This window comes from Streptomyces chilikensis (assembly GCF_001642695.1).
GTDB classification, from domain to species: domain Bacteria; phylum Actinomycetota; class Actinomycetes; order Streptomycetales; family Streptomycetaceae; genus Streptomyces; species Streptomyces chilikensis.
Window position 1 is genome coordinate 6,805 of sequence record NZ_LWCC02000110.1, and the last position, 20,005, is coordinate 26,809.

General features: G+C 74.4%; 21 protein-coding genes. 20 read left to right on the plus strand and 1 reads right to left on the minus strand.

Annotated features, from left to right (window positions below):
• The 6 genes from A2U95_RS24860 to A2U95_RS24880 form a co-directional block, all read left to right on the plus strand.
• Window positions 1-1,258, plus strand: a 1,258-nt coding sequence (locus A2U95_RS24860; protein ID WP_240958047.1) for an FAD-dependent oxidoreductase, incomplete at its 5' end; no start/stop codon positions are given.
• 58 nt (window positions 1,259-1,316) lie between these two features.
• A complete protein-coding gene (locus A2U95_RS24865; RefSeq protein WP_166026971.1) occupies window positions 1,317-2,135 on the plus strand; it encodes a rhomboid family intramembrane serine protease in 819 nt (272 codons plus the stop codon).
• Between the two features lie 43 nt (window positions 2,136-2,178).
• Window positions 2,179-2,637 carry an RrF2 family transcriptional regulator gene (locus tag A2U95_RS24870; RefSeq protein ID WP_166026973.1) on the plus strand — a complete coding sequence of 153 codons (459 nt, stop codon included), beginning with the start codon at window positions 2,179-2,181 and terminating at the stop codon, window positions 2,635-2,637.
• Between the two features lie 139 nt (window positions 2,638-2,776).
• Complete coding sequence (locus A2U95_RS33585) at window positions 2,777-2,878, plus strand: putative leader peptide (RefSeq protein WP_338104484.1); 102 nt, start codon at window positions 2,777-2,779, stop codon at window positions 2,876-2,878.
• Between the two features lie 209 nt (window positions 2,879-3,087).
• Window positions 3,088-4,194, plus strand: a complete 1,107-nt coding sequence (locus A2U95_RS24875) for an aliphatic sulfonate ABC transporter substrate-binding protein (protein WP_166026975.1) — start codon at window positions 3,088-3,090, stop codon at window positions 4,192-4,194.
• Window positions 4,195-4,649: 455 nt separating this feature from the next.
• Entirely contained in the window at window positions 4,650-5,396 is a 747-nt protein-coding gene (locus A2U95_RS24880; protein ID WP_166026978.1) for an SAM-dependent methyltransferase, read from the plus strand.
• On the opposite strand, the gene A2U95_RS24885 is transcribed toward A2U95_RS24880, so the two are convergent.
• Window positions 5,336-5,581: a hypothetical protein gene (locus tag A2U95_RS24885; RefSeq protein ID WP_166026979.1), complete on the minus strand. Its 246-nt coding sequence runs from the start codon at window positions 5,579-5,581 to the stop codon at window positions 5,336-5,338. The two genes, A2U95_RS24880 and A2U95_RS24885, sit on opposite strands and share 61 nt — an antisense overlap.
• A gap of 187 nt (window positions 5,582-5,768) precedes the next feature.
• Between A2U95_RS24885 and A2U95_RS24890 the strand changes: the two genes are divergently transcribed.
• The 14 genes from A2U95_RS24890 (at window position 5,769) to panD (ending at window position 19,960) form a co-directional block, all read left to right on the plus strand.
• Window positions 5,769-6,125 (plus strand): DUF6223 family protein, encoded by a 357-nt coding sequence (locus tag A2U95_RS24890; RefSeq protein WP_166026980.1) that lies wholly within the window; start codon window positions 5,769-5,771, stop codon window positions 6,123-6,125.
• A gap of 105 nt (window positions 6,126-6,230) precedes the next feature.
• Window positions 6,231-7,064, plus strand: coding sequence for a ribonuclease BN (locus A2U95_RS24895; RefSeq protein ID WP_240958049.1), 834 nt, complete (start codon window positions 6,231-6,233; stop codon window positions 7,062-7,064).
• A gap of 54 nt (window positions 7,065-7,118) precedes the next feature.
• The gene (locus A2U95_RS24900; protein ID WP_166026983.1) at window positions 7,119-7,631 is read left to right on the plus strand and encodes a DUF6924 domain-containing protein; all 513 of its coding nucleotides are present in this window, start codon (window positions 7,119-7,121) and stop codon (window positions 7,629-7,631) included.
• 79 nt (window positions 7,632-7,710) lie between these two features.
• Entirely contained in the window at window positions 7,711-8,217 is a 507-nt protein-coding gene (locus A2U95_RS24905; RefSeq protein ID WP_166026985.1) for a DUF2165 domain-containing protein, read from the plus strand.
• Between the two features lie 474 nt (window positions 8,218-8,691).
• The gene (locus A2U95_RS24910; protein WP_166026987.1) at window positions 8,692-9,219 is read left to right on the plus strand and encodes a hypothetical protein; all 528 of its coding nucleotides are present in this window, start codon (window positions 8,692-8,694) and stop codon (window positions 9,217-9,219) included.
• 290 nt (window positions 9,220-9,509) lie between these two features.
• Window positions 9,510-11,651 carry a hypothetical protein gene (locus A2U95_RS24915; protein WP_166026989.1) on the plus strand — a complete coding sequence of 714 codons (2,142 nt, stop codon included), beginning with the start codon at window positions 9,510-9,512 and terminating at the stop codon, window positions 11,649-11,651.
• An 85-nt stretch (window positions 11,652-11,736) separates the two neighbouring features.
• A complete protein-coding gene (gene pelF / locus A2U95_RS24920; RefSeq protein WP_166026991.1) occupies window positions 11,737-13,278 on the plus strand; it encodes a GT4 family glycosyltransferase PelF in 1,542 nt (513 codons plus the stop codon).
• Complete coding sequence (locus A2U95_RS24925) at window positions 13,275-14,783, plus strand: hypothetical protein (protein ID WP_240958051.1); 1,509 nt, start codon at window positions 13,275-13,277, stop codon at window positions 14,781-14,783. The genes pelF and A2U95_RS24925 overlap by 4 nt, the downstream gene beginning before the upstream one ends.
• Window positions 14,784-14,829: 46 nt before the next feature.
• The gene (locus tag A2U95_RS24930; RefSeq protein ID WP_166026993.1) at window positions 14,830-15,849 is read left to right on the plus strand and encodes a GDP-mannose 4,6-dehydratase; all 1,020 of its coding nucleotides are present in this window, start codon (window positions 14,830-14,832) and stop codon (window positions 15,847-15,849) included.
• A 39-nt stretch (window positions 15,850-15,888) separates the two neighbouring features.
• Window positions 15,889-16,602: a nucleotidyltransferase family protein gene (locus A2U95_RS24935; protein ID WP_166026995.1), complete on the plus strand. Its 714-nt coding sequence runs from the start codon at window positions 15,889-15,891 to the stop codon at window positions 16,600-16,602.
• Between the two features lie 7 nt (window positions 16,603-16,609).
• Entirely contained in the window at window positions 16,610-17,542 is a 933-nt protein-coding gene (locus A2U95_RS24940; protein ID WP_166026997.1) for an NAD-dependent epimerase/dehydratase family protein, read from the plus strand.
• Window positions 17,539-18,201, plus strand: coding sequence for a spherulation-specific family 4 protein (locus A2U95_RS24945; RefSeq protein WP_166026998.1), 663 nt, complete (start codon window positions 17,539-17,541; stop codon window positions 18,199-18,201). Before A2U95_RS24940 ends, A2U95_RS24945 begins: the two co-directional genes overlap by 4 nt.
• Before the next feature lie 233 nt (window positions 18,202-18,434).
• Window positions 18,435-19,220 carry an endo alpha-1,4 polygalactosaminidase gene (locus tag A2U95_RS24950; protein WP_166027006.1) on the plus strand — a complete coding sequence of 262 codons (786 nt, stop codon included), beginning with the start codon at window positions 18,435-18,437 and terminating at the stop codon, window positions 19,218-19,220.
• A 320-nt stretch (window positions 19,221-19,540) separates the two neighbouring features.
• On the plus strand, window positions 19,541-19,960 hold the full coding sequence (panD, locus tag A2U95_RS24955; RefSeq protein WP_166027000.1) for an aspartate 1-decarboxylase: 420 nt from the start codon (window positions 19,541-19,543) through the stop codon (window positions 19,958-19,960).
• The last annotated feature ends 45 nt before the right edge of the window (window positions 19,961-20,005 follow it).

Consider the following 20,005-nt stretch of genomic DNA (forward strand, 5'->3'; position numbering starts at 1 on the left):
CTCCTCCTACTCGGCGTGCGGCGTCCCCTACTGGGTCGGCGGCGCGGTCGGCGACCGCGAGCAACTGATCGCCCGCTCCCCCGAGGAGCACCGCGCCCGCTCCATCGACCTGCGGATGCGCACCGAGGTCACCGGGATCGACGTCGCAGGCGGTCGCGTCCGGGCGCGTGACCTGGGCACCGGCGAGGAGTCCTGGACCTCCTACGACAAGCTGGTGATCGCCACCGGCGCCACCCCGCTGCGCCCCGAGCTGCCCGGCATCGACCTGCCCGGTGTGCACGGCGTGCAGACCCTGGACGACGGCCAGGCGCTGATCGACACGCTGTCGCGCACCACCGGGCGGCGCGCGGTGGTGGTGGGCGCCGGGTACATCGGCGTCGAGATGGCCGAGGCGATGATCAACCACGGTTTCGAGGTCACGGTGGTCAACCGCGGCAAGGAGCCGATGTCCACCCTGGACCCGGACATGGGCCGGCTGGTGCGCACCGCCATGGAGGGCCTCGGCATCACCATGGTCGACGACGCCGCCGTCACCGCCGTCCTCGCCGGTGAGGACGGCCGGGTCCGCGCGGTGGTGGCCGGGGACCGGGAGTTCCCGGCGGACGTGGTGGTCCTGGGCATGGGGGTCCGGCCGCAGACCGCCCTGGCCGAGGCCGCCGGCCTCCCCCTCGGCGCGAGCGGCGGCCTCCTCACCGACCTGGGCATGCGGGTCCGCGGGCACGAGAACGTCTGGGCCGGCGGTGACTGCGTGGAGGTCCTGAACCTGGTCTCCGGCCAGCAGCAGCACGTGCCCCTGGGCACCCACGCCAACAAGCACGGCCAGGTGATCGGCGCCAACGTCGGCGGTGGTTACGCCACCTTCCCCGGCGTCGTCGGCACCGCCGTGAGCAAGGTCTGCGACCTGGAGATCGCCCGCACCGGCCTGCGCGAGAAGGACGCCCTGCGGGTGGGGATGCGCTTCCGCGCCGTCACCGTCGAGTCGACCAGCCGGGCCGGCTACTACCCGGGCGCCTCCCCCATGACGGTCAAGATGCTGGCCGAGGAGCGCACCGGCAAGCTGCTCGGCGTGCAGATCGTGGGCCGGGAGGGCGCCGCCAAACGGGTGGACGTGGCGGCGGTCGCGCTGACGGCCGGGATGACGGTGGAGCAGATGACGGCCCTGGACCTGGGCTACGCGCCGCCGTTCTCCCCCGTGTGGGACCCGGTGCTCGTGGCGGCCCGCAAGGCGGCCGCGGCGGTGCGGCCGCACACGGCGTGACCGCCTCCGGCGGCCCGGGGCACGTCTGAACCGCGGGACGGCGGGCACCCCTGATCACGTGGTGATCCCGGTGCACGACCTCAATCCGGCGCGGCGCACCCCGTGGGTGCTGTACGCGCTGGTCGTCGCGAACGTCGTCGTCTTCCTGCTGACCCCCGGGACCGCCGGGTCGCTCACCGGGAACGTCCCGCTGGCCGAGCTGTGCCGGCTGGAGGCGTTCCTGGACCGGTTCGCGGCGGTGCCGCAGGAGCTCGTCCACCACCGGATGCCGCGCCTGGTCCCGACCGGCGAGACCGGCGTCGGCCCGGAGGGCCCGGGCTGCGTGGTGCGGCCGCCGGAGTACGCGAAGTCGCCGGAGCTGAGCGTGCTGTCCGCGATGTTCCTGCACGGCGGCTGGCTGCACCTGCTGGGCAACATGCTCTTCCTGTGGATCTTCGGCAACAACGTCGAGGACCGGACGGGGCACTGGCGGTTCGCCCTCTTCTACCTGGTCTGCGGGTACGTGGCCGCCTACGCCTACTCGCTGACCAACGCCGCGTCCGCCGCCCCGCTGATCGGCGCCTCCGGGGCGGTGGCCGGCGTCCTCGGCGCCTATCTGGTGCTCTATCCCAGGGCCCGGGTCTGGGTCCTGGTGCCCTTCCTGGTCTTCCTCCCGCTCCGGCTGCCCGCCTGGGTCGTCCTGGGCTCCTGGTTCGCCCTCCAGGCCGTCTACTCCTCCGGCGCGGGCGTCGCCGGCGCCGGCACGGTCGCCTACCTCGCCCATGTCGCGGGCTTCGTCGCGGGCGTGCTCCTCGCCCTGCCCCTGCGGCCGGGCACGGTCCAGCCGCCGGAGCCGCCCCGCGCGGCCTTCGGCCGGCAGGCGCGGCGGCCCTGGTGAGGCCCGCGGTCACGGCCGGGCCGGCCGGCGGGACAATGGACCCATGCGCATCTCAGCCAGGGCGGACTACGCGGTACGGGCCGCACTGCAGCTCGCCGCCGCGCCGGACGACGAGCCGCTGAAGGCCGAGGCCATCGCCGACGCCCAGGACATCCCGCACAAGTTCCTCGAGAGCATCCTCAACGACATGCGCCGGGGCGGCCTGGTGACGAGCCGGCGCGGCGGCAACGGCGGCTACCGCCTGGCCAGGCCGGCCGGGTCCGTCAGCGTCGCCGACGTGATCCGGGTCGTGGACGGCCCCCTCGTCTCGGTGCGCGGGGTGCGCCCGCCGGACCTGGCCTACACCGGCCCCGCCGCCTCGCTGCTGCCGCTGTGGATCGCCCTGCGCTCCCATGTGCGCGAGATCCTGGACGGCGTCTCGCTCGCCGACCTGGCGACCGCACAACTCCCGGGCAAGATAGTCGAGTTGACGAACTCACCGGACGCCTGGGACAACCCCTGAGACGTCGGGGCCCTCACCCCGTCCCACAGTTCGGGAAGACCTCGTCCAGAATGTGGAAGGCGTCTTGGTGCCGGCCCCGCTTTCTGCCACGATCCCCATCATTCAGGTAGGAAAACTGGGGATCGGAACGAGGGGTGACATGCGTCAGTTCGACCGCGCCACCTTGTCGTTCCTCCTGCTGACCTCGCGCCGGCACGTCGACCTCGGCCGCACCTCGAGCGCCATCTGTCGCTCCGTCTGAGCCGCCCGGAGGACACCCTCCTGGACGGCGGTCCCGCCCTCCTCCGGGCGTTCGCGCCACCCGTGCCGCACCACCTCTCCGCCCCCTGACCCGCGACGGCCCTCCCGGCCGCCGGCGGGCCCGGTGGGCGGGACCCCGGCGATCCCGAACCGGGCCTCGCCGCGCGTTCCACGCTTCCTCGACCAGCCCTTTTCCGAGAGGACACCTCCGTGTCTGCCGTCAGACCGCTCAGCGCCCTGCGCACCCTTGCCGCCCTCACCGCGCTCCCCCTCCTGCTCACCGCCTGCGGCTACGGTTCCGACGCCGCCGACGACGCCAAGAAGCCCGGGGTCTCCGCGGACGCGAAGAAGCTCTCCGTCGACGAGGTGAGGATCGGCTACTTCCCCAACCTCACCCACGCCACCGCCCTGGTGGGCGTCCAGGAGGGCCTGCTCCAGAAGGAACTCGGCGGCACCGGGATCAAGGCGTCGACCTTCAACGCCGGCCCGTCCGAGATCGAGGCGCTGAACGCCGGCTCCATCGACATCGGCTGGATCGGCCCCTCCCCCTCCATCAACGGCTTCACCAAGTCGGACGGCAAGAGCCTGCGCATCATCGGCGGATCCGCGTCCGGCGGCGTGAAGCTGGTCGTCAATCCCGACAGGATCAAGACCCTCGACGACGTCAAGGGCAAGAGGATCGCCACGCCGCAGCACGGCAACACCCAGGACGTGGCGTTCCTCAACTGGGTCGCGGAGAAGGGGTGGAAGGTCGACGCGGAGAGCGGCAAGGGCGACGTCTCGGTCTTCCGCACCGACAACAAGATCACCCCGGACGCCTACAAGTCCGGCTCCATCGACGGCGCATGGGTGCCCGAGCCGACCGCCTCCAAGCTGGTCGCCGAGGGCGGCAAGGTGCTGCTCGACGAGTCCGACCTGTGGCCGGACAAGAAGTTCGTGATCACCAACATCATCGTGTCGCAGACGTTCCTGAAGGAGCACCCGGACGTCGTCGAGGCCGTGCTGCGGGGTTCGGTGAAGACCAACGAGTGGATCAACGCCCACCCGGACGAGGCCAAGGCCTCCGCCAACGCGGCGCTGAAGGAGCTGACGGGCAAGGACCTTCCGGCGGAGATCCTCGATCCCGCCTGGCAGTCCATCACCTTCCTCGACGACCCGCTGGCCGCCACCCTCGACGCCCAGGCGGAGCACGCGGTGAAGGCCGGACTCCTGGAGGAGCCCAGCCTGGAGGGCATCTACGACCTCGCCCCGCTGAACAAGGTCCTCGAGGCCGCGGGCAAGGACGCCGTCGACGACGCCGGTCTCGGCGTCGAGTGACGTACGGCTCCGGAAGGAGCCGGATCCCCGGAGGCGGCGGCGCACCGGCCGCCGCCTCCCCGGCGTTCCGGGGGCACGCGCCCTCCGGGGAGGGTGCTACCGTGGGGCCGCGGCGACGGCCATGTCGCCCGGGGAGACCGGAGGAGGTGAGTCGATGACTGTCGTGGAGACCACCGCTGTGCGCGGTGCCCGGACCATCCTCACCTTCCGGGCCTCGTCCTGACCTTCGCCTGCCCGTCCTTCCTCCTCCCGGAGGCCGGTCCTGGCACGCCTGCCGTCCGGCGCGGGGCCCCTTTCCCAAGGACTCCACGTTGTCACGTCGACCAGCTTCCCACCGATCCGCCTTCTCCTCCTCCGAGCGCGGTCTCCCTCCCGCCGGCCACGGACCGGACGCCGGCCGTGGGCGTTCCGTCGCCCCGCCGTCGGCCGGCGTCCCGGCGGAGGGCACTGCGGTCGTGGACCTCCCCCGCGTCTTCACCGTCCGCGAGGGCGGTCACCGGATCCACAATCCCCTGACCTCCGCCAAGCTGGCCACTCTCGGCGAGGCCCTCCGCCTGCCCCCGGGGACACGGGTGCTCGACCTGGCCAGCGGCTCGGGCGAGATGCTGTGCACCTGGGCGCGCGACCACGGCATCACGGGCACGGGGGTGGACATCAGCACGGTCTTCACCCGGCGGGCCCGCGCCCGCGCCGCCGAGCTCGGCGTCGCCGGCCGCGTCCGGTTCGTCCACGGGGACGCCTCCGGGCACGTCGCGGACCCTCCGGTCGATCTGGCCGCCTGCGTCGGCGCCACCTGGATCGGCGGCGGCGTCGCCGGGACGGCCGAACTGCTCGGCCGCAGCCTCCGCCCCGGAGGCCTGATGCTGATCGGCGAACCGTACTGGCGGCGGACCCCTCCGGACGAGGAGACCGCCCGGACCTGTCACGCCACCGGCATCGCCGACTTCGCCGAACTCCCGGACCTGATCGGGCGGTTCCAGGACCTCGGGTACGACGTCGTGGAAATGGTGCTGGCCGACCAGGACAGCTGGGACCGGTACGCCGCCGCCCAGTGGCTCAGTATGCGCCGCTGGCTCGACCGGAACCCGGACGACGAACTGGCCCCGGAGGTGCGGGAGGAGCTCGCCACCGAGCCCGCCCGTTACGCGCGCGGCACGCGTGAGTACCTCGGCTGGGGGGTCTTCGCCCTGATGGAGCGCTGACCACCCGTCCCGCGCGGGGCGCGGCGCCGGGCGGCCAGGGCGAGGCCACCGGCCGCGAGCAGGGCCAGGCCGGGCGTGCCGGGACGTCCGGCCGACAGCCCGCCGCCCAGCAGCAGGGCCGTCACACCGAGGACGAGCGCCCCGTCGACGGCGGCGGGCGGGGCCCGGAACCGTCCTGTCTCCATGCCCGCACCCTGGTCGGCTTCCGCCGTGCGCGGGTCCGGCCCGGGGACGAGTGCCCGGTACCGCGTCCGCGGTATGCGGGCGCCGCCCTGCCGCGGGCGCGGCAGCGCGCGGTGTCCGCGTCCGGGGGATGTCCGGGGCGCCGGCCGCGGGCACGCTCGGAGCACACGGCTTCAGGAGGGCGGAGACATGGACCCGAGCACGGTGCGGACGTGGCTGGCGGCGGCCGAGGGCGGAATCATCGGCGACGGGCGGACCGGCGCGAACCTGGCGCTGGCGGTGGGGGCGGTGGGGGTCGTGCTCGGCTGGTGGGCCGTGCGGTCGGCCGGCCGCGCCGGCACCGGTGGCACGCGCGGCGGTGCGGTTGCGGCGGTGGCCTCGGGGGCGGCGGGCGTGGCGCTCGGGGTTCTGCACCTGGTCACCGTCGACGGCGGCCCCGGCACGGGCAACGGCATGGCCGGGGCCCTCGTGGCCGTACCGCTGGGGCTGGCCGCCGTGGTCCTCGGCCGGCGGGCGTCGGCCCGTTCCGGCCGCGTGAACGGCTGACGGCCGGGCCGCGCGCTGCGCCGCGGGGCCGCGCGGGGCCGCGCCCGGTCCCCCGGCTGCCCCGGTGGGTTTGTCGCGTCGCGCCCGGTCACGGAGGGTCGTGGCATGAGGCGACGAAGGACCGGGGCCGCCGGCGGGCGGCCGGGACCGCTGCACCGCGCGTGGCGGCGGCTGGCCGCGTACGCCCTGATCCGCCAGGCCCGCGATCTGGAGCTGATGCACCGCGCCCTCGGTTTCGCCACCCTGGCCCTGGTCACCCTGGCCCCGCTGCTGATCGTCGTGGCCGCCGCCGACCCGCTGCGGCGCGGCGGTTTCGCCTCCTGGCTCGCCGACGGCATGGGGCTGCCGCAGCGCTCGGCGGAGGTCCTCACCGACATCTTCAGCCCGCCCCCCAAGGTCGTCGGCTCCACCAGCGTCCTCGGCGGCATCACCCTGGCCCTGTTCGGAGTGGCCCTCGGCGGCAGCGTGCAGAACGGCTACGAGCGGATCTGGGGCCTGCCCCCCGGCGCCTGGCACCGCGTCTGGCGCCAGGCGGTGTGGCTGGTGGCGCTGACCGCCTACCTGTACCAGGAGGTGCTCACCCGCGGCCTTCCCGGCGGGGTGCGGATCGCCCTGAGCACGACGACCGGCACCGCGTTCCTCTGGTGGGGCCAGCACTTCCTGCTCGGCGGCCAGGTGACCTGGCGCCGCCTGCTCCCCGGCGCCCTGTCCACCATGGCCGGCCTGGTCGGCCTGCGCGCCTTCTCCCACTACGTCTTCACGCCGCTCATCGTCACCAACGCGATCAGCTACGGCGCCGTCGGCATCGTCCTGGTCGTCGAGTCGTGGCTGATCGGCGTCGGTTTCGTGTTCCACGGCGGGGCGCTCTTCGGCCACTGGCTGGTCCACCACCACGGCCCCGCCCGCAAGCACGGTCACCGGTGGGTGCGGGTACGGTGACCTCCCGCCCGCCGCGGTCCGCGGCCCGCGCCCCACCCCGCCGAGGAGCACTCCGTGCACGCACTGCCCGCCGTCACCGGCCTCGACCCGTACGCCACCCTGGTCGTGCGCACGGACCACCGCGACCCGGCCGCCTGGCAGGCCGTGGTGTCCCTGCTGCGCGACACCGCCGACGCGCCGGGCGGGCAGCCGGCCGTGCTCCTGCTGGACGATCCGGTCTGGGCCGGCGCGGGCGTCGAGGAGGTCGTCGCGGCACTGCGCGGCGACGAGGACCGCGGCGTGGTGTTCCTCGCCGACGCCGGCACCATGCGGGACCCCGCGCACCCGCTGCTCGCGGCCACCCTGGTCACCCGGGAGGAGTGCGAGGACGACGAGGAGTACGCGGCGCACGTCGGGTTCGGCGCCGCCTTCCGGGTCACCCCGGCGGCCGCCCACGAGGTCCATGCCGATGTGGCCATCGGCAACCTCGGCTTCGAGGAGTTCGCGGCCTGGGCGTCCGACTCCGCCGACGGCGTGCTCGGGGTCTCCGGCGAGCGGCGGGCCGGTCCCGGCACGCACCCCGGATGACCCGCGGCGCCCCCGCGGAGGCCGCACAGTGGCGTGAAATGTACGGGCCGGCGCGTCCTGGCGGGGGAAGGACACCGGCATGGCCTCCCCCTCACGCGCCCTGCACCTCGCGGCGACCCTGCTCACCGGGACCGTCGCCCTCTACATGACCCTCGTGGCCTTCGGGAACATCACCGACTTCGGCACCAACCAGGCGTTCGTCCGCCACGTGCTGGCCATGGACACCACGTTCAGGGACCCCGACCTGATGTGGCGGGCCGTCACCGGTGAGCGGCTCCAGGACGCCGCGTACGTCCTCATCGTCGTCTGGGAGAGCGTCGCCGCGCTCGTCCTGCTGTACGGGACGTGGCTCTGGTTCCGGCGCGACCGGCCGCGGGCCCGGCGGATCAGCACGTACGGGCTGCTGATGGTGATGCTGCTGTTCGGCGCCGGGTTCATCGGCATCGGCGGTGAGTGGTTCGCGATGTGGCAGTCCGAGCAGTGGAACGGGCTGGACGCCGCGACGCGGATCTTCGTGATGAGCGGCGTCGTGCTGATCGTCGACCACCTGCCGGCCGGGGCCGCCGGGGCCGCCGCGGAGGAGTAGCCGCACGGGACTCCCCCGCGCCGGTGGCCCCACCCGGCGGGTTCCCTCACCCGCAGGACCGGCCCGCGGTGCGCCTCCGCCGCGTCCGGCGGCAGGACCTCGACGGCCCGGGGCCGGAGCAGGCCCTCGGCCGTCGCGTCGACGACGTGGCGGGCGCCGGGGAGCGAGGACGAGGCCGGTATTCGACGAATGACCGGAAAGTGACCGCGCCGCCGGGTGTGCACTACGTCACCGGAGCGTTTCGGAATGTGACGATCGCGCCAAGTTCACCGGCGCGAAAGGCGGTGCCGGGGCGTCCGGCGGCTCCCGGGCCCTTTCCGTCAACAGGTCACGGCCTGGCGGTACACAAACGGACGTCCGCGTTCACCGGAATCCACGCCTTCTCCACAGCATGACCACTTCTGTTCCATCATCCGGCCGTCCGCGTCCCGGAGGGCAGACGGCGGCCGCTCCGGATGCCTAGCCTCCCGGACCATGCGATCACGGAACCTGAGACGCCTCGGTCTCACCAGCATCCTCGGCCTCGCACTCACCGTGCTGGGCCTCGCCCCCACCGCACACGCGGCGGAGCCCGCGCCGGCCGCCCTGACGTTCGCCGTCGACAGCCCCACCACGACGCCCGGCGGCACGGTGCAGCTGTCGATGACGCTCACCAACAACAAGACCTACGACCTCTGGTTCATGTACCAGACGATCGACCCCACCTGGCTCACCACCCAGCGCCCGGACCTGAAGTACAGCTTCACCGGCTGCAGCCTGGCCACGGCGAACGGCAGCGTGCCCTGCTCCGGCACCGGGCCGGCCGACCTCGGCGGCAACTACGGGGCGACCGTCCCGCCCGGGCAGAGCCGGACGGTGACGCTCACGCTCCAGATAGCACCCGACTCCGGGTGCAACGGCAACATCGGGTTCTACTCGTACTACTACGCGGAGTTCAGCGACCGCACGAGCGCCAGTGGCGGCCCGGTCTACACGCCGGAGACGCGGGTGCTCTGCGCCTGACGCCGGTTTCCGCGCCCCGCGGGCCGCTCTGGGCGGCCCGCGGGGCCGGCAGCCGGACGGGACCCGGCGCATCCCGTCATCCACCGGACGACAGCTCTTTTCCGCCAGGTTCCGCAACAAGACCACAATGGCCGTACAAAGACATCATCATCTGACATGACGAAGGCGGCGGCGCCCGGAATCCGTGGGGGTAATCCGGCGTCACGCACCAGGGGGACGTCAGCTCCGAGGGCTCCGCGGGAGCCGTTCCGAGCTGCGCCCACCCGTCCCGGGGGAGGGGACTGCACCGCATGAAGCGGACCACACGCACCGCCGTGCTCACGGTGGGCGCACTCATCGCCGCCTTAGGACTGCCGGCCACGACCGCGCAGGCGGACACCGCCGCGCCCCGCGTCGACCTGCGGGTCCTGGTCGTGAGCGACGGCGGCCCCGCCACCGGCGCCGTCATGGCCGAGCTGGACGCCGCCGGCACGCCCTACACCGAGGTCGACCTCGGCCAGGCCGGACGACCGGTGATCGACTCCGGCTTCCTGGCGGACACCATCGACGGCCGGCCGCGGGCCAAGTACCAGGCCGTCGTGCTGCCCAACGACAACCCGTTCGCGGCGGGCTCCGCCGAGATGGCGGCGATCGCCGACTACGAACGCGCCTATGACATCCCCCAGGTGGACGCCTACACCTACGCGCGTCCCGAGGCCGGGCTCCAGTACCCGGTGTACGGGGGCTATTCCGGCAGTCTCGACGGCGTGAACGCCTCGGTCACCGCCGCCGGGAAGGCGGGGCCCTTCGGGTACCTCGAAGGATCCGTTCCGTTCGAGGACAACTCACCGACCGTCGGCGAGAGTTACGGCTACCTGTCGACGCCCGCCGCCGGCGCGGACTTCACGACCTACGTCGACGCCCCCATCCCGGGCACCGGCAGGCGCGGCGCGCTCGTGGGCGAGTACCGGCACGACGGGCGGCGCGAACTGGTCGTCACCTTCGTCTACAACCAGCACCAGCAGCAGTACCGGCTGCTGGCCCGCGGCATCGTCGACTGGATGACCGGCGGTGTGCGCCTGGGCGCCTCCCGGAACTACTTCGCCGTCCACGTCGACGACGTGCTCGCGGTCGACGACCGCTGGGACACCGAACTCAACTGCACGCCCGGGGACGTCGACTGCCAGCCCGGCCAGGGCACGCCCGACCCGATCCGCATGACGCCGGCGGACGTCGACCACGCCGTCGCCTGGCAGCAGGAGCACGACTTCACGCTCGACCTCGCCTTCAACGCCGCGGGCAGCGTGGACCACCGCCAGGACAACGGCGGCCAGGACCCGCTCACCGACCGGCTGGTGGCGAAGCGGAACCACTTCCGCTGGATCAACCACACCTACTCCCATGCCTTCCTGGGCTGCCGTCAGGACACCGGCGTGGTGCCGTGGCGCTGCGCCACCAGGGCGGACGGCTCCGTCGACTGGGTCAGCAGGACGGACATCTCCAACGAGATCTCCCTCAACCGGTACTTCGGCCAGGTCTCCGGCTTCCCCATGGAGAACGGCGAGCTGGTCACCGGTGAGCACTCCGGTCTGAAGGTCCTGCCGCAGCAGCCGGCCGACAACCCCAACCTGGGGCCCGCCCTCGCCGAGAACGGCATCACCTGGCTGGCCTCGGACAACTCCCGCGATCCCTCGCAGCGGCAGGTCGGCCCGGCCACGACGGTCTCCCGCTACCCGATGAACATCTTCTTCAACGCCGGCCGGGCGGCCGAGCAGGTGGACGAGTACAACTGGATCTACACCAGCCGCGCCCAGGGCGGGAGCGGGATCTGCGAGGACAACCCGGCCACCACCACCTGCCTGCCCGCCCCGCTCGACCCGGCCACCGGCTTCACCGGTCACATCGTGCCCCTCGAGACGCGCATCGCCCTCGGCCACCTGCTCGCCAACGACCCCAAGCCGCACTTCATCCACCAGTCCAACCTGGCCGAGGACCGCATCGCCTACCCGGTGCTGACCTCGGTGCTCGACGGGTACGACGCCCTGTTCACCGACAGCGCGCCCGTGGTGAACCTGCGGATGAAGGACATCGGCGTCGAGCTGCAGCGGCGCGCCGCCTGGAGGTCCGCCGTGCGGGCCGGACAGGTGACGGCCCACCGGATCGGCTCCACGGTGACCGTGAAGGCCCCGGCCGGCGTGGACGTCACCGCCTCCATGCCCGGCGGCACCACGCTGAACGGCGCCGCCTTCGGCACCGCCTACGCGGGGACCGTCTCCGGCTGGAAGTCCTCCTCCGGCACGCCGCTCACCCTCACCCTGCCGTCGTCCTCCCCCGCCCCGTCCGCCGGAGCGGACACCGGGACGGACACCGGCCGGTCCCCGTCCGCTCCCGCTCCCGACACCCACGTCCCCGCGGGTGTGACCGAGCCGGTGCCGTTCAGCGGCCTCGGCTGAACGACGCCCCCCACGCGGTGTCCCGGCCACGAGACCGTGGCCGGGACCGCACGGACATCCCACACCTCGGCCGTGGAGCACCCGCATGCACGTTCCCCACGGGGCGCGCCGCCATGGAGCGGCCCGCGTCACCCTGCTCACCGAAGGCACCTACCCGCACAGCCACGGCGGCGTGAGCGTCTGGTGCGACCAGCTCGTCCACGGCATGCCCGACCTCGACTTCGACGTCCTCGCCGTCACCGGCACCGGCCGTGAGGCGGTCGTCTGGGACCTGCCGCCGCACGTGTCGCAGGTCCGCTCCGTCCCGATGTGGGGGCCCGCGCCCGAGGGCCGGCCGCCCCGCGGCCGCGCCCGCCGTCGGCTGGCGGAGGCCTACGAGCTGTTCCTGACCGCCCTGCTGGACGCGCGGGCCGAGGACGGGTTCGCGCCCGCCCTGTACGCGATGGCCCGGGCCGCCGCGGACGGGACGCTGAGCCCCTTCCTCCGCGACGACCGGGCGATCACCGTGCTCACCGCCGTCTGGAACCGTCCCGGCGTGCCGGCGCGGGAGGCCGGTCCCACCCTGCACGACGCGCTCACCGCCACCCAGCTCCTCGAGCACGCCCTGCGCCCGCTGGCCGCGCCGCTCCCGGAGAGCGGTGTGGCGCACGCGGTCAGCGGCGGCGTGGCGGCCCTGCCCGGGCTCGCCGCCCTGGAGCGCCACGGGGTCCCGCTGCTGCTCACCGAGCACGGCGTCTACCTGCGCGAGCGCTACCTCGGGTACCGCACGGCGCCCTACCGCTGGCCGGTCAAGGCGGTGGTGCTCGGCTTCTTCCGGCTGCTGGCGGAGGAGACCTACCGCCGGGCGGCCCTGATCACTCCCGGCAACCGCTACAACCGGCTGTGGGAGGAGCAGGGCGGCGCCGCCCCCGAGTCGATCCGCACCGTCTACAACGGCGTCGACCCCGCCGCCTTCCCCCCGGCCGGACCCGAGCCGGCCACCCCGACCCTGAGCTGGGCCGGGCGGGTCGACCCGATCAAGGACCTGGAGACCCTGATCCGCGCCTTCGCGCGCGTCCGGGCCGAACTCCCCGCGGCCAGGCTGCGGTTGTTCGGCGGGACACCGCGCGGGGGCGAGGCCTACCGGGAGCGGTGCGAGGCCCTCGCCGCGGAACTCGGCCACGCCGACGCCGTCACCTTCGAGGGCCGGGTCGACGACATCAAGGACGCCTACGCGGCCGGCAACGTGGTGATGCTGTCCAGCATCAGCGAGGGTTTCCCCTTCACCCTCATCGAGGCCATGTCCTGCGGGCGGGCCACCGTCTCCACCGACGTGGGCGGGGTGCGGGAGGCCGTCGGCGACACCGGACTCGTCGTGCCGCCGCGCGACCCGGAGGCGATGGCCGCCGCGGCGCTGGAGCTCCTCGGCCGGGCGGAGCGCCGCCGGGCGATGGGCGAGGCGGCACGGCTGCGGGTGATCGAGCAGTTCACCCTGCGCCGCACCGTCGACACCTTCCGCTCGATCTACCTGGAGCTGTCGCGGCCGGGTGCGCCGGCGGGGGACCGCGAGACCCCCGGCGGAGCCGTGGAACCGGCGCGTCCCGCCGTCGCCGCCGGGCACGCCGGCCCGAGGAGCGTGGCCGTATGAGCGGGCCGATGCCCCTCGAGCCCCACGGCTCCGACCAGGAGACCCTGGCGATCCGGCTGGCCGGAGAGCCGCGGAGGACGCGCACGCGCCACGACCGGACCGTCGCCCTGCGCCGGCTCGAGGCCCCCGGACCGCGACGCCACGACACCACCGTCGCGCTGCGGCGCTCCGGCCCGGTGCAGGCCGCGCCGCGTCACGACGCCACGATGACGCTGCGGACACCGCGGTACGAGCCGGACGAGGAACAGATCGACCTGCTCGCCGCCGACCTCGCCGACCACATCGGCCCCGCCGTCCACCCGTACGAGGTCGCCGCCTTCCTGGAGGCCGAGGGCATGCCGGTCGAGGTGATCAGGCAGCGGTACGGGCACCCCAACCTGTTCTCCCTCGCCTCGGCCCTGTACGACCGGGTGCCGCGCGTGTTCCCCGAGCCCGGCCGGGCGGCCGACCCCTGGCGCCCGGACACCGTGCGCTGCCTGCTGCGCGGCGTGCTGTTCGCGCTGCCGGGGCTGGCCTACCTGCTCGCCGCGCCGCTGTGGCAGACCGCCCGGCACGCCCCGGCGCTGATCGTCGCCGCCGTGGTCTCCTGGGCGTGGGGGCAGGCCCTGGGCCACCGGGCCCACCTGCGGATGACGGCCGGCCGGCACGAGGCAGGCCGCACCCTGCTGGCCGGGGCCTCGCTCGGCGCCGTGGTGGCCACCGCCGCCGCGCTCCCGGCCGCGGGGGCGAGCCCGGTGCTGTTCGTGGTCGCGGCCCAGTCGCTGTACCTGGCCGCGGCGGGTGTGCTGCTGGTGCTCGCCAGGGAACGCCTGCTGCTCGCCGCGCTCGGTCCGCTGGTGGCCGGCGCGGCGGCGCTGCCCTGGTGGGAGCCGGGCCCGGCGGCGCGTCTGGGGCTCCCGCTGCTCGCGCTGGCCGCCACGCTCGCCGCCGCCGGCCGGACGCTGCGGGAGGCCCTCGCCGTTCCGCCCGCCGCCGAGGGACCGCGCCCGCGCCCGGGCGCCTCGGTGCCGTACGGCGTGTTCGGGCTGTCGGCCGCGGTGCTGGTCCTGCTCGAGGGCCGGCGCGACCCGTACGCGGTGATCGCGCTGACCGTGAGCATGGGCCCGGCCGAGTGGCTCCTGTACCGCTACCGCGGCTGGTCGGTGGCCGCGCTGCGGGTGACCGCCACGCCCGCCGCCTTCCTGCTCCGCTCGGCCGGCATCCTCGCGCTCTGCCTGTCCGCCTACCTCGTCCCGCTGCTGGCCGCCGCCCTGCTCATGGACGCCGACCCGGCGGCGCTGCTGCTCCTCGCGGCCACCCTGTGGACCGCCCTGCTGCTCCAGGCGTTCGGCGACGCCTGGCCGTCCGCCGCCGTCTGCCTGGCCGCGGCCGGTTCGGCGGGCGCGGTCACCCTGCTGAACCCGCCCGTGCACCCGGCGGTGTTCCCGGTGTGCTGCGGGGCGGCCGCCCTGCTCCTGACGGCGTGCGCGCTGCGCCTCCTCGGCCGGCCCGCGCCGCACGCCTGACAGCACCGCCAGTAGCCCGCCCGACCCACCGGAAGGACCGTCCCCGTTGACCTCTCCGACCTCTTCCGCCTCGTCCCCGCTCGCCGCGGTCACCGGAGCCGAGGGCTTCATCGGCTCCCACCTCACCGAGGCGCTGGTCGCCTCCGGGCACCGCGTCAGGGCGATGGCCCAGTACAACTCCTTCTCCTCCTACGGCTGGCTGGAGACCCTCCCGCGGGACGTCCTCGACCACGTGGAGATCGTCCTCGGCGACGTCCGCGACCCGGGTTCGGTGCGCGGTCTGCTGGAGGGGGCCGACTGCGCCTACCACCTGGCGGCGCTGATCGCGATCCCGTACTCGTACCAGGCCCCGCACAGCTACGTCGACACCAACGTGACCGGCACCCTGAACGTCCTGGAGGCGGTGCGGTCCCTGGGGACGCCGCGCCTGGTGCACACCTCCACCAGTGAGACCTACGGCACCGCGCGGACGGTGCCGATCACCGAGGACCACCCCATCAACACCCAGTCCCCGTACGCCGCCTCCAAGGCCGGGGCGGACCGGCTCGCCGACAGCTACCACGCCAGCTTCGGCACCCCCGTGGTGACGCTGCGCCCGTTCAACACCTTCGGCCCCCGCCAGTCGATGCGGGCCGTGATCCCGACCGTCATCGGCCAGGTCGCCGCCGGACAGCGCACCATCACCCTCGGGGACCTGCGTCCCACCCGCGACTTCACCTACGTCGAGGACACCGCGCGCGCGTTCCTCGCCGTCGGCACGGCGCCCGCGGAGGCGGTGGTCGGCCGCACCCTCAACGCCGGCACCGGCGGCGAGATCTCGGTGGGGGACCTGGTCTCCCTGATCGGCAAGGTGATGGACGCCGACCTCGACGTCCGGGAGGACACCGCACGCATCCGGCCCGCGGCCTCGGAGGTGATGCGGCTGGTCGCCGACGCCTCCCGGCTCACCGCGTCGACCGGCTGGCGGCCCGCGCACAGCCTGGAGGAGGGACTCGCGCGCACCGTCGAGTTCTTCCGCGACCCGGCCAACCTGGCCCGCTACAAGACCGGCATCTACAACATCTGACGTCCCGGCAGTCCGCGACAGAGCAAGGAGACCCCTCTCATGCACGCAGTGATCCTGGCCGGTGGCAAGGGCGTTCGGCTCCGGCCGTACACGACGTCGCTGCCCAAGCCCCTCGTCCCCATCGGCGGCGAGCACGCCATCCTGGAGATCGTGCTGCGCCAGCTCTCCGTGGCCGGCTTCACCAGCTGCACCATCGCCATAGGGCATCTGGGAGAGATCATCCGGGCGTTCGTCGGCGACGGCTCCCGGTGGGGCGTCGAGGTCGACTACTCCACCGAGGAGAACCCGCTGGGCACCATGGGCCCGTTACTGACCATGCGGGACAGGCTGCCCGAGACGTTCCTGGTGATGAACGGCGACGTCCTCACCGACCTCGACTACGCCGACGTCCTGCGCGACCACCGGACCTCCGGCGCCCCGCTCACCATCGCCACCTACGCCCGCAAGGTGAACATCGACTTCGGCGTGCTCACCACCGACGACGGCCGGGTCGTCGGTTTCTCCGAGAAGCCCAGTCTGGACTACCGCGTCTCCATGGGCGTCTACGGTCTCTCCCGCTCCACCCTCGAGCCCTACACCCCCGGCCTGCCGCTCGGTTTCGACGAACTGGTCCTCGACCTCCTCGCCGCCGAACGGCAGCCCAACGCCTACGAGTTCGGCGGTTACTGGCTGGACATCGGCCGTCCCGACGACTACGACCGGGCCAACGCCGAGTTCACCATCCGCAAGCAGATGCTCCTCAAGGGGGCATGAGCAGTTCATGCGCGTTCTCGTCCTCGGTTCCACCGGCTACCTCGGCCGTCATGTCGTCGAGCACCTGCGGGCCTCCTTCCCGGGCACGCCGGTGCTCGGCGCGGGCCGCTCGTCCGGTGCGGACGTCCGGGTGGACCTCGCCGCCGACCGCCCCGACGAGGTCGGCGAGGCCCTCGCCGCGGTGACGCCGGACGTGGTGGTCAACTGCGCGGGCGCCACCGCCGGCGACGCCGTCACGCTCGCCGAGACCAACGCCCGCGGCCCGGCGGTGCTCTGCGCCGCGTTGCGCCGGGCGTCGCCCGCCGCCCGTCTGGTCCACCTGGGCTCGGCGGCGGAGTACGGCCCCGGCGTCCCGGGCAGCCGGGTCCGCGAGTCGGCCGCCACCCGCCCGCTGAGCCCCTATGGCGCGACCAAGCTGGCCGGCACGGTCGCGGTCACCGCCTCCGGCCTGGACGCGGTGGTCCTGCGGATCGGCAACCCGGTGGGTCCCGGCGCGCCGCCCGGCGGGCTGCCCGGCCGCGTCACCGCCATGCTCCGCCGGGCCGCGCCGGGGCCCGGGGCGGTGCTGCGGCTCGGCGACCTCTCGGCCTTCCGCGACTTCGTCGACGTGCGGGACGTCGCCCGGGCGGTGGTGCTCGCCGCCACGGCCGGCGGTCCGCTGCCCCCCGTCCTCAACATCGGCGGGGGCGACGCCGTCCCGGTGCGGGAGCTGGTGCACGGGCTCGCCCGCGCGGCCGGGTTCCAGGGGCGGATCGAGGAGGACGCCGGGGACGCCGCGCTGTCGGCCCGTTCCAAGGACGTCTCGTGGCAGTGCTCCTCCATCGAGGCCGCCGGGCAGGCCCTCGGCTGGCGGCCCCGGTACCCGCTCGAGGAGTCGGTCGCCGAACTGTGGGCCGCCGCGGACCCGGCGCCGGCCGCCGGGGGCGGGCGGACGCCGTGAGCCTGCTGGTCCCGCTCTACGTCCATCCGGCCGAGGACCCGGACGCCTGGCGCCGGCTGACCGCCTCCGCCGACCGCGTCTACGGCGTGGTGCTCAACCCGGCGAGCGGACCGGGCGTCCGCCCCGACCCGGCGTTCACCGCCGTCGCCGGGGCGCTGCGCGCGGCCGGCGCCCGGCTGCTCGGCTACGTGGACACCGACTACGGCGTCCGCGATCCCGCCGAGGCCGTCGAGGACATGCGCCGGTTCCGGGAGTGGTACGCCGTCGACGGCTGCTTCCTCGACCGGGTCACCACGGCCCGGGAGAGCCTCGCCGGCTGCCGGAGACTGGTCAGGGCGGTCCGCCGGTGCGGCGCCCGGACGGTGGTCCTCAACCCCGGGGCCCACCCGGCGCCCGGCTACACCCGCCTCGCCGACCTGACGGTCACCTTCGAGGGACCGTGGACGGTCTACGCGTCGGCCTTCAGCCGCCCGGCCCGGGCGGCCCGGGAGTCGCCCGGACGCCTCTGCCACCTGGTCTACGGGGTGCCCGAGGCGCTCGTCCCGCTCGCGGTGCGCACCGCCCACGAGCGCGGGGCCGCCGTCTGCGGCCCCGTCACCGGCGGGCTCCCCAACCCCTGGGCCGGGCTGAGCCCCGCGCTGACCGGGACGGGGCGATGAGCCGGGACCGGGCGGGGACCCGGGACCGGGCGGGGACCCGGGACCGGGCGGACCGGCGGGTCCGGTTCCGGCGCGCCGCCCGCCCGCACCGCCTCCCGTCCCCGGCGGCCCTCCTCACGGCCCTCGTCGTCGCGGTCACCCTGGCCGTCACCTCCTGTTCCGCCCCGCGGGACGACACCGCCCGGGACCGGCGCTCCCCCGCCCCCGGCACCTCCGGCCCTCCCGCCCCCGGGGTGGGAACCCCCACCTCCCGCGCCCCCGGCTCCCCCTCGCCCCCGTCCTCGTCCTCGTCCCGGCCCGGCGACGCCCCGCGCGGCACGCGCTGGACGCCCCGTCCCGGCACCCCGTGGCAGTGGCAGCTCGACGGGCGGGTCGACCCCACCGCCGCCGACGTGCCCGTCTACGACATCGACGGCTTCGAGAACACCGCGGCCGACGTCGCCCGCCTGCACCGCGACGGCCGCAGGGTCATCTGCTACATCAACGTGGGCGCGTGGGAGGAGTACCGCCCCGACCGGGACGACTTCCCCCGCTCGGTGCTCGGCGGGCCCAACGGCTGGCGGGGCGAGCGCTGGCTGGACATCCGCCGGCTCTCCGTACTCCGGCCGATCATGGAACGCCGCTTCGACATGTGCCGCGCCAAGGGCTTCGACGCGGTGGAACCCGACCTCGTCGAGGGCTACGCCCACGACACCGGCTTCCCGCTCACCGCCGGCGACCAGCTCCGCTACAACCGCATGATCGCCGACATCGCCCACGCCCGCGGCCTCTCCGTCGGCCTGAAGAACGACCTGGCCCAGATCCCCCAGCTGCTCCCCCACTTCGACTTCGCCGTCAACGAGGAATGCGCCCGGTACGACGAATGCGACCGCCTGTCGGCGTTCACCGAGGCCGGGAAGGCGGTCTTCCACGTGGAGTACGACCGGCCGACGGCCGACTTCTGCCCCCGCTCCCGCCGGCTGCAGCTGTCCTCCATGCTGAAGCGGCCGGAGCTGGGAACGTGGCGCGACGCCTGCTGAACGGCGCCCGTCCGCGGCGGCCGTCACCGCCGGGGCGGGCACCGCGCCGGGGGTACGGCGCCGGGGCAGGACCACCCGGGTCGGCGAGGACGCTTCGCCGCGGAGCCGCCCGGGCGCGGGGCCGGGGCCCCTGATCCGGGCGGCGGATCGCACCCGTCGGTCCGACCGGGCGCGGCGGCCGGGGCCGCCCGCCGCGCCCCCGCGTGAGCTGTGCCGCATCGCTTCCGGGCGCTCCCCGCGGGCCGTCGCCCCGGCGGTACCCTTGCGGCAGCCCTTGACCCGCGGCTGCGGGCAGGGAGCCGTCGTCATCGGGAGTTCGCATGCTGCGCACCATGTTCAAGTCCAAGATCCACCGCGCCACGGTCACCCAGGCCGATCTGCACTACGTGGGGTCGGTGACCGTCGACGCCGACCTGCTGGACGCCGCCGACCTGCTGCCCGGCGAGCTCGTGCACATCGTCGACATCACCAACGGCGCCCGGCTGGAGACCTACATCATCGAGGGTGAGCGCGGGTCCGGCGTGATCGGCATCAACGGTGCCGCCGCCCACCTCGTCCACCCCGGTGACCTGGTGATCCTCATCAGCTACGCCCAGGTGGACGACGCCGAGGCGCGGACGCTGAAGCCGCGGGTGGTGCACGTGGACGAGGCGAACCGGATCGTGGCACTGGGTTCGGACGCGTCCGAACCCGTACCGGGCACCGACCAGCGCCGCAGCCCGCAGGCCGTCGGGGTCTGACCCGCGGGGGCGACGGGCCGGCCGCCGCGTGGACGCGGCGGCCGG

Bases quoted from the DNA above. Each gene is read 5' to 3' on its own strand.
- panD (WP_166027000.1), top strand. From the start codon at position 19,541: ATGCTGCGCACCATGTTCAAGTCCAAGATCCACCGCGCCACGGTCACC.
- A2U95_RS24915 (WP_166026989.1), top strand. From the start codon at position 9,510: ATGAAGCGGACCACACGCACCGCCGTGCTCACGGTGGGCGCACTCATC.
- A2U95_RS24870 (WP_166026973.1), top strand. From the start codon at position 2,179: ATGCGCATCTCAGCCAGGGCGGACTACGCGGTACGGGCCGCACTGCAG.
- A2U95_RS24935 (WP_166026995.1), top strand. From the start codon at position 15,889: ATGCACGCAGTGATCCTGGCCGGTGGCAAGGGCGTTCGGCTCCGGCCG.
- A2U95_RS24885 (WP_166026979.1), bottom strand. From the start codon at position 5,581: ATGGAGACAGGACGGTTCCGGGCCCCGCCCGCCGCCGTCGACGGGGCG.
- A2U95_RS33585 (WP_338104484.1), top strand. From the start codon at position 2,777: ATGCGTCAGTTCGACCGCGCCACCTTGTCGTTCCTCCTGCTGACCTCG.
- A2U95_RS24910 (WP_166026987.1), top strand. From the start codon at position 8,692: ATGCGATCACGGAACCTGAGACGCCTCGGTCTCACCAGCATCCTCGGC.
- A2U95_RS24940 (WP_166026997.1), top strand. From the start codon at position 16,610: ATGCGCGTTCTCGTCCTCGGTTCCACCGGCTACCTCGGCCGTCATGTC.
- pelF (WP_166026991.1), top strand. From the start codon at position 11,737: ATGCACGTTCCCCACGGGGCGCGCCGCCATGGAGCGGCCCGCGTCACC.
- A2U95_RS24890 (WP_166026980.1), top strand. From the start codon at position 5,769: ATGGACCCGAGCACGGTGCGGACGTGGCTGGCGGCGGCCGAGGGCGGA.
- A2U95_RS24895 (WP_240958049.1), top strand. From the start codon at position 6,231: ATGAGGCGACGAAGGACCGGGGCCGCCGGCGGGCGGCCGGGACCGCTG.
- A2U95_RS24905 (WP_166026985.1), top strand. From the start codon at position 7,711: ATGGCCTCCCCCTCACGCGCCCTGCACCTCGCGGCGACCCTGCTCACC.
- A2U95_RS24925 (WP_240958051.1), top strand. From the start codon at position 13,275: ATGAGCGGGCCGATGCCCCTCGAGCCCCACGGCTCCGACCAGGAGACC.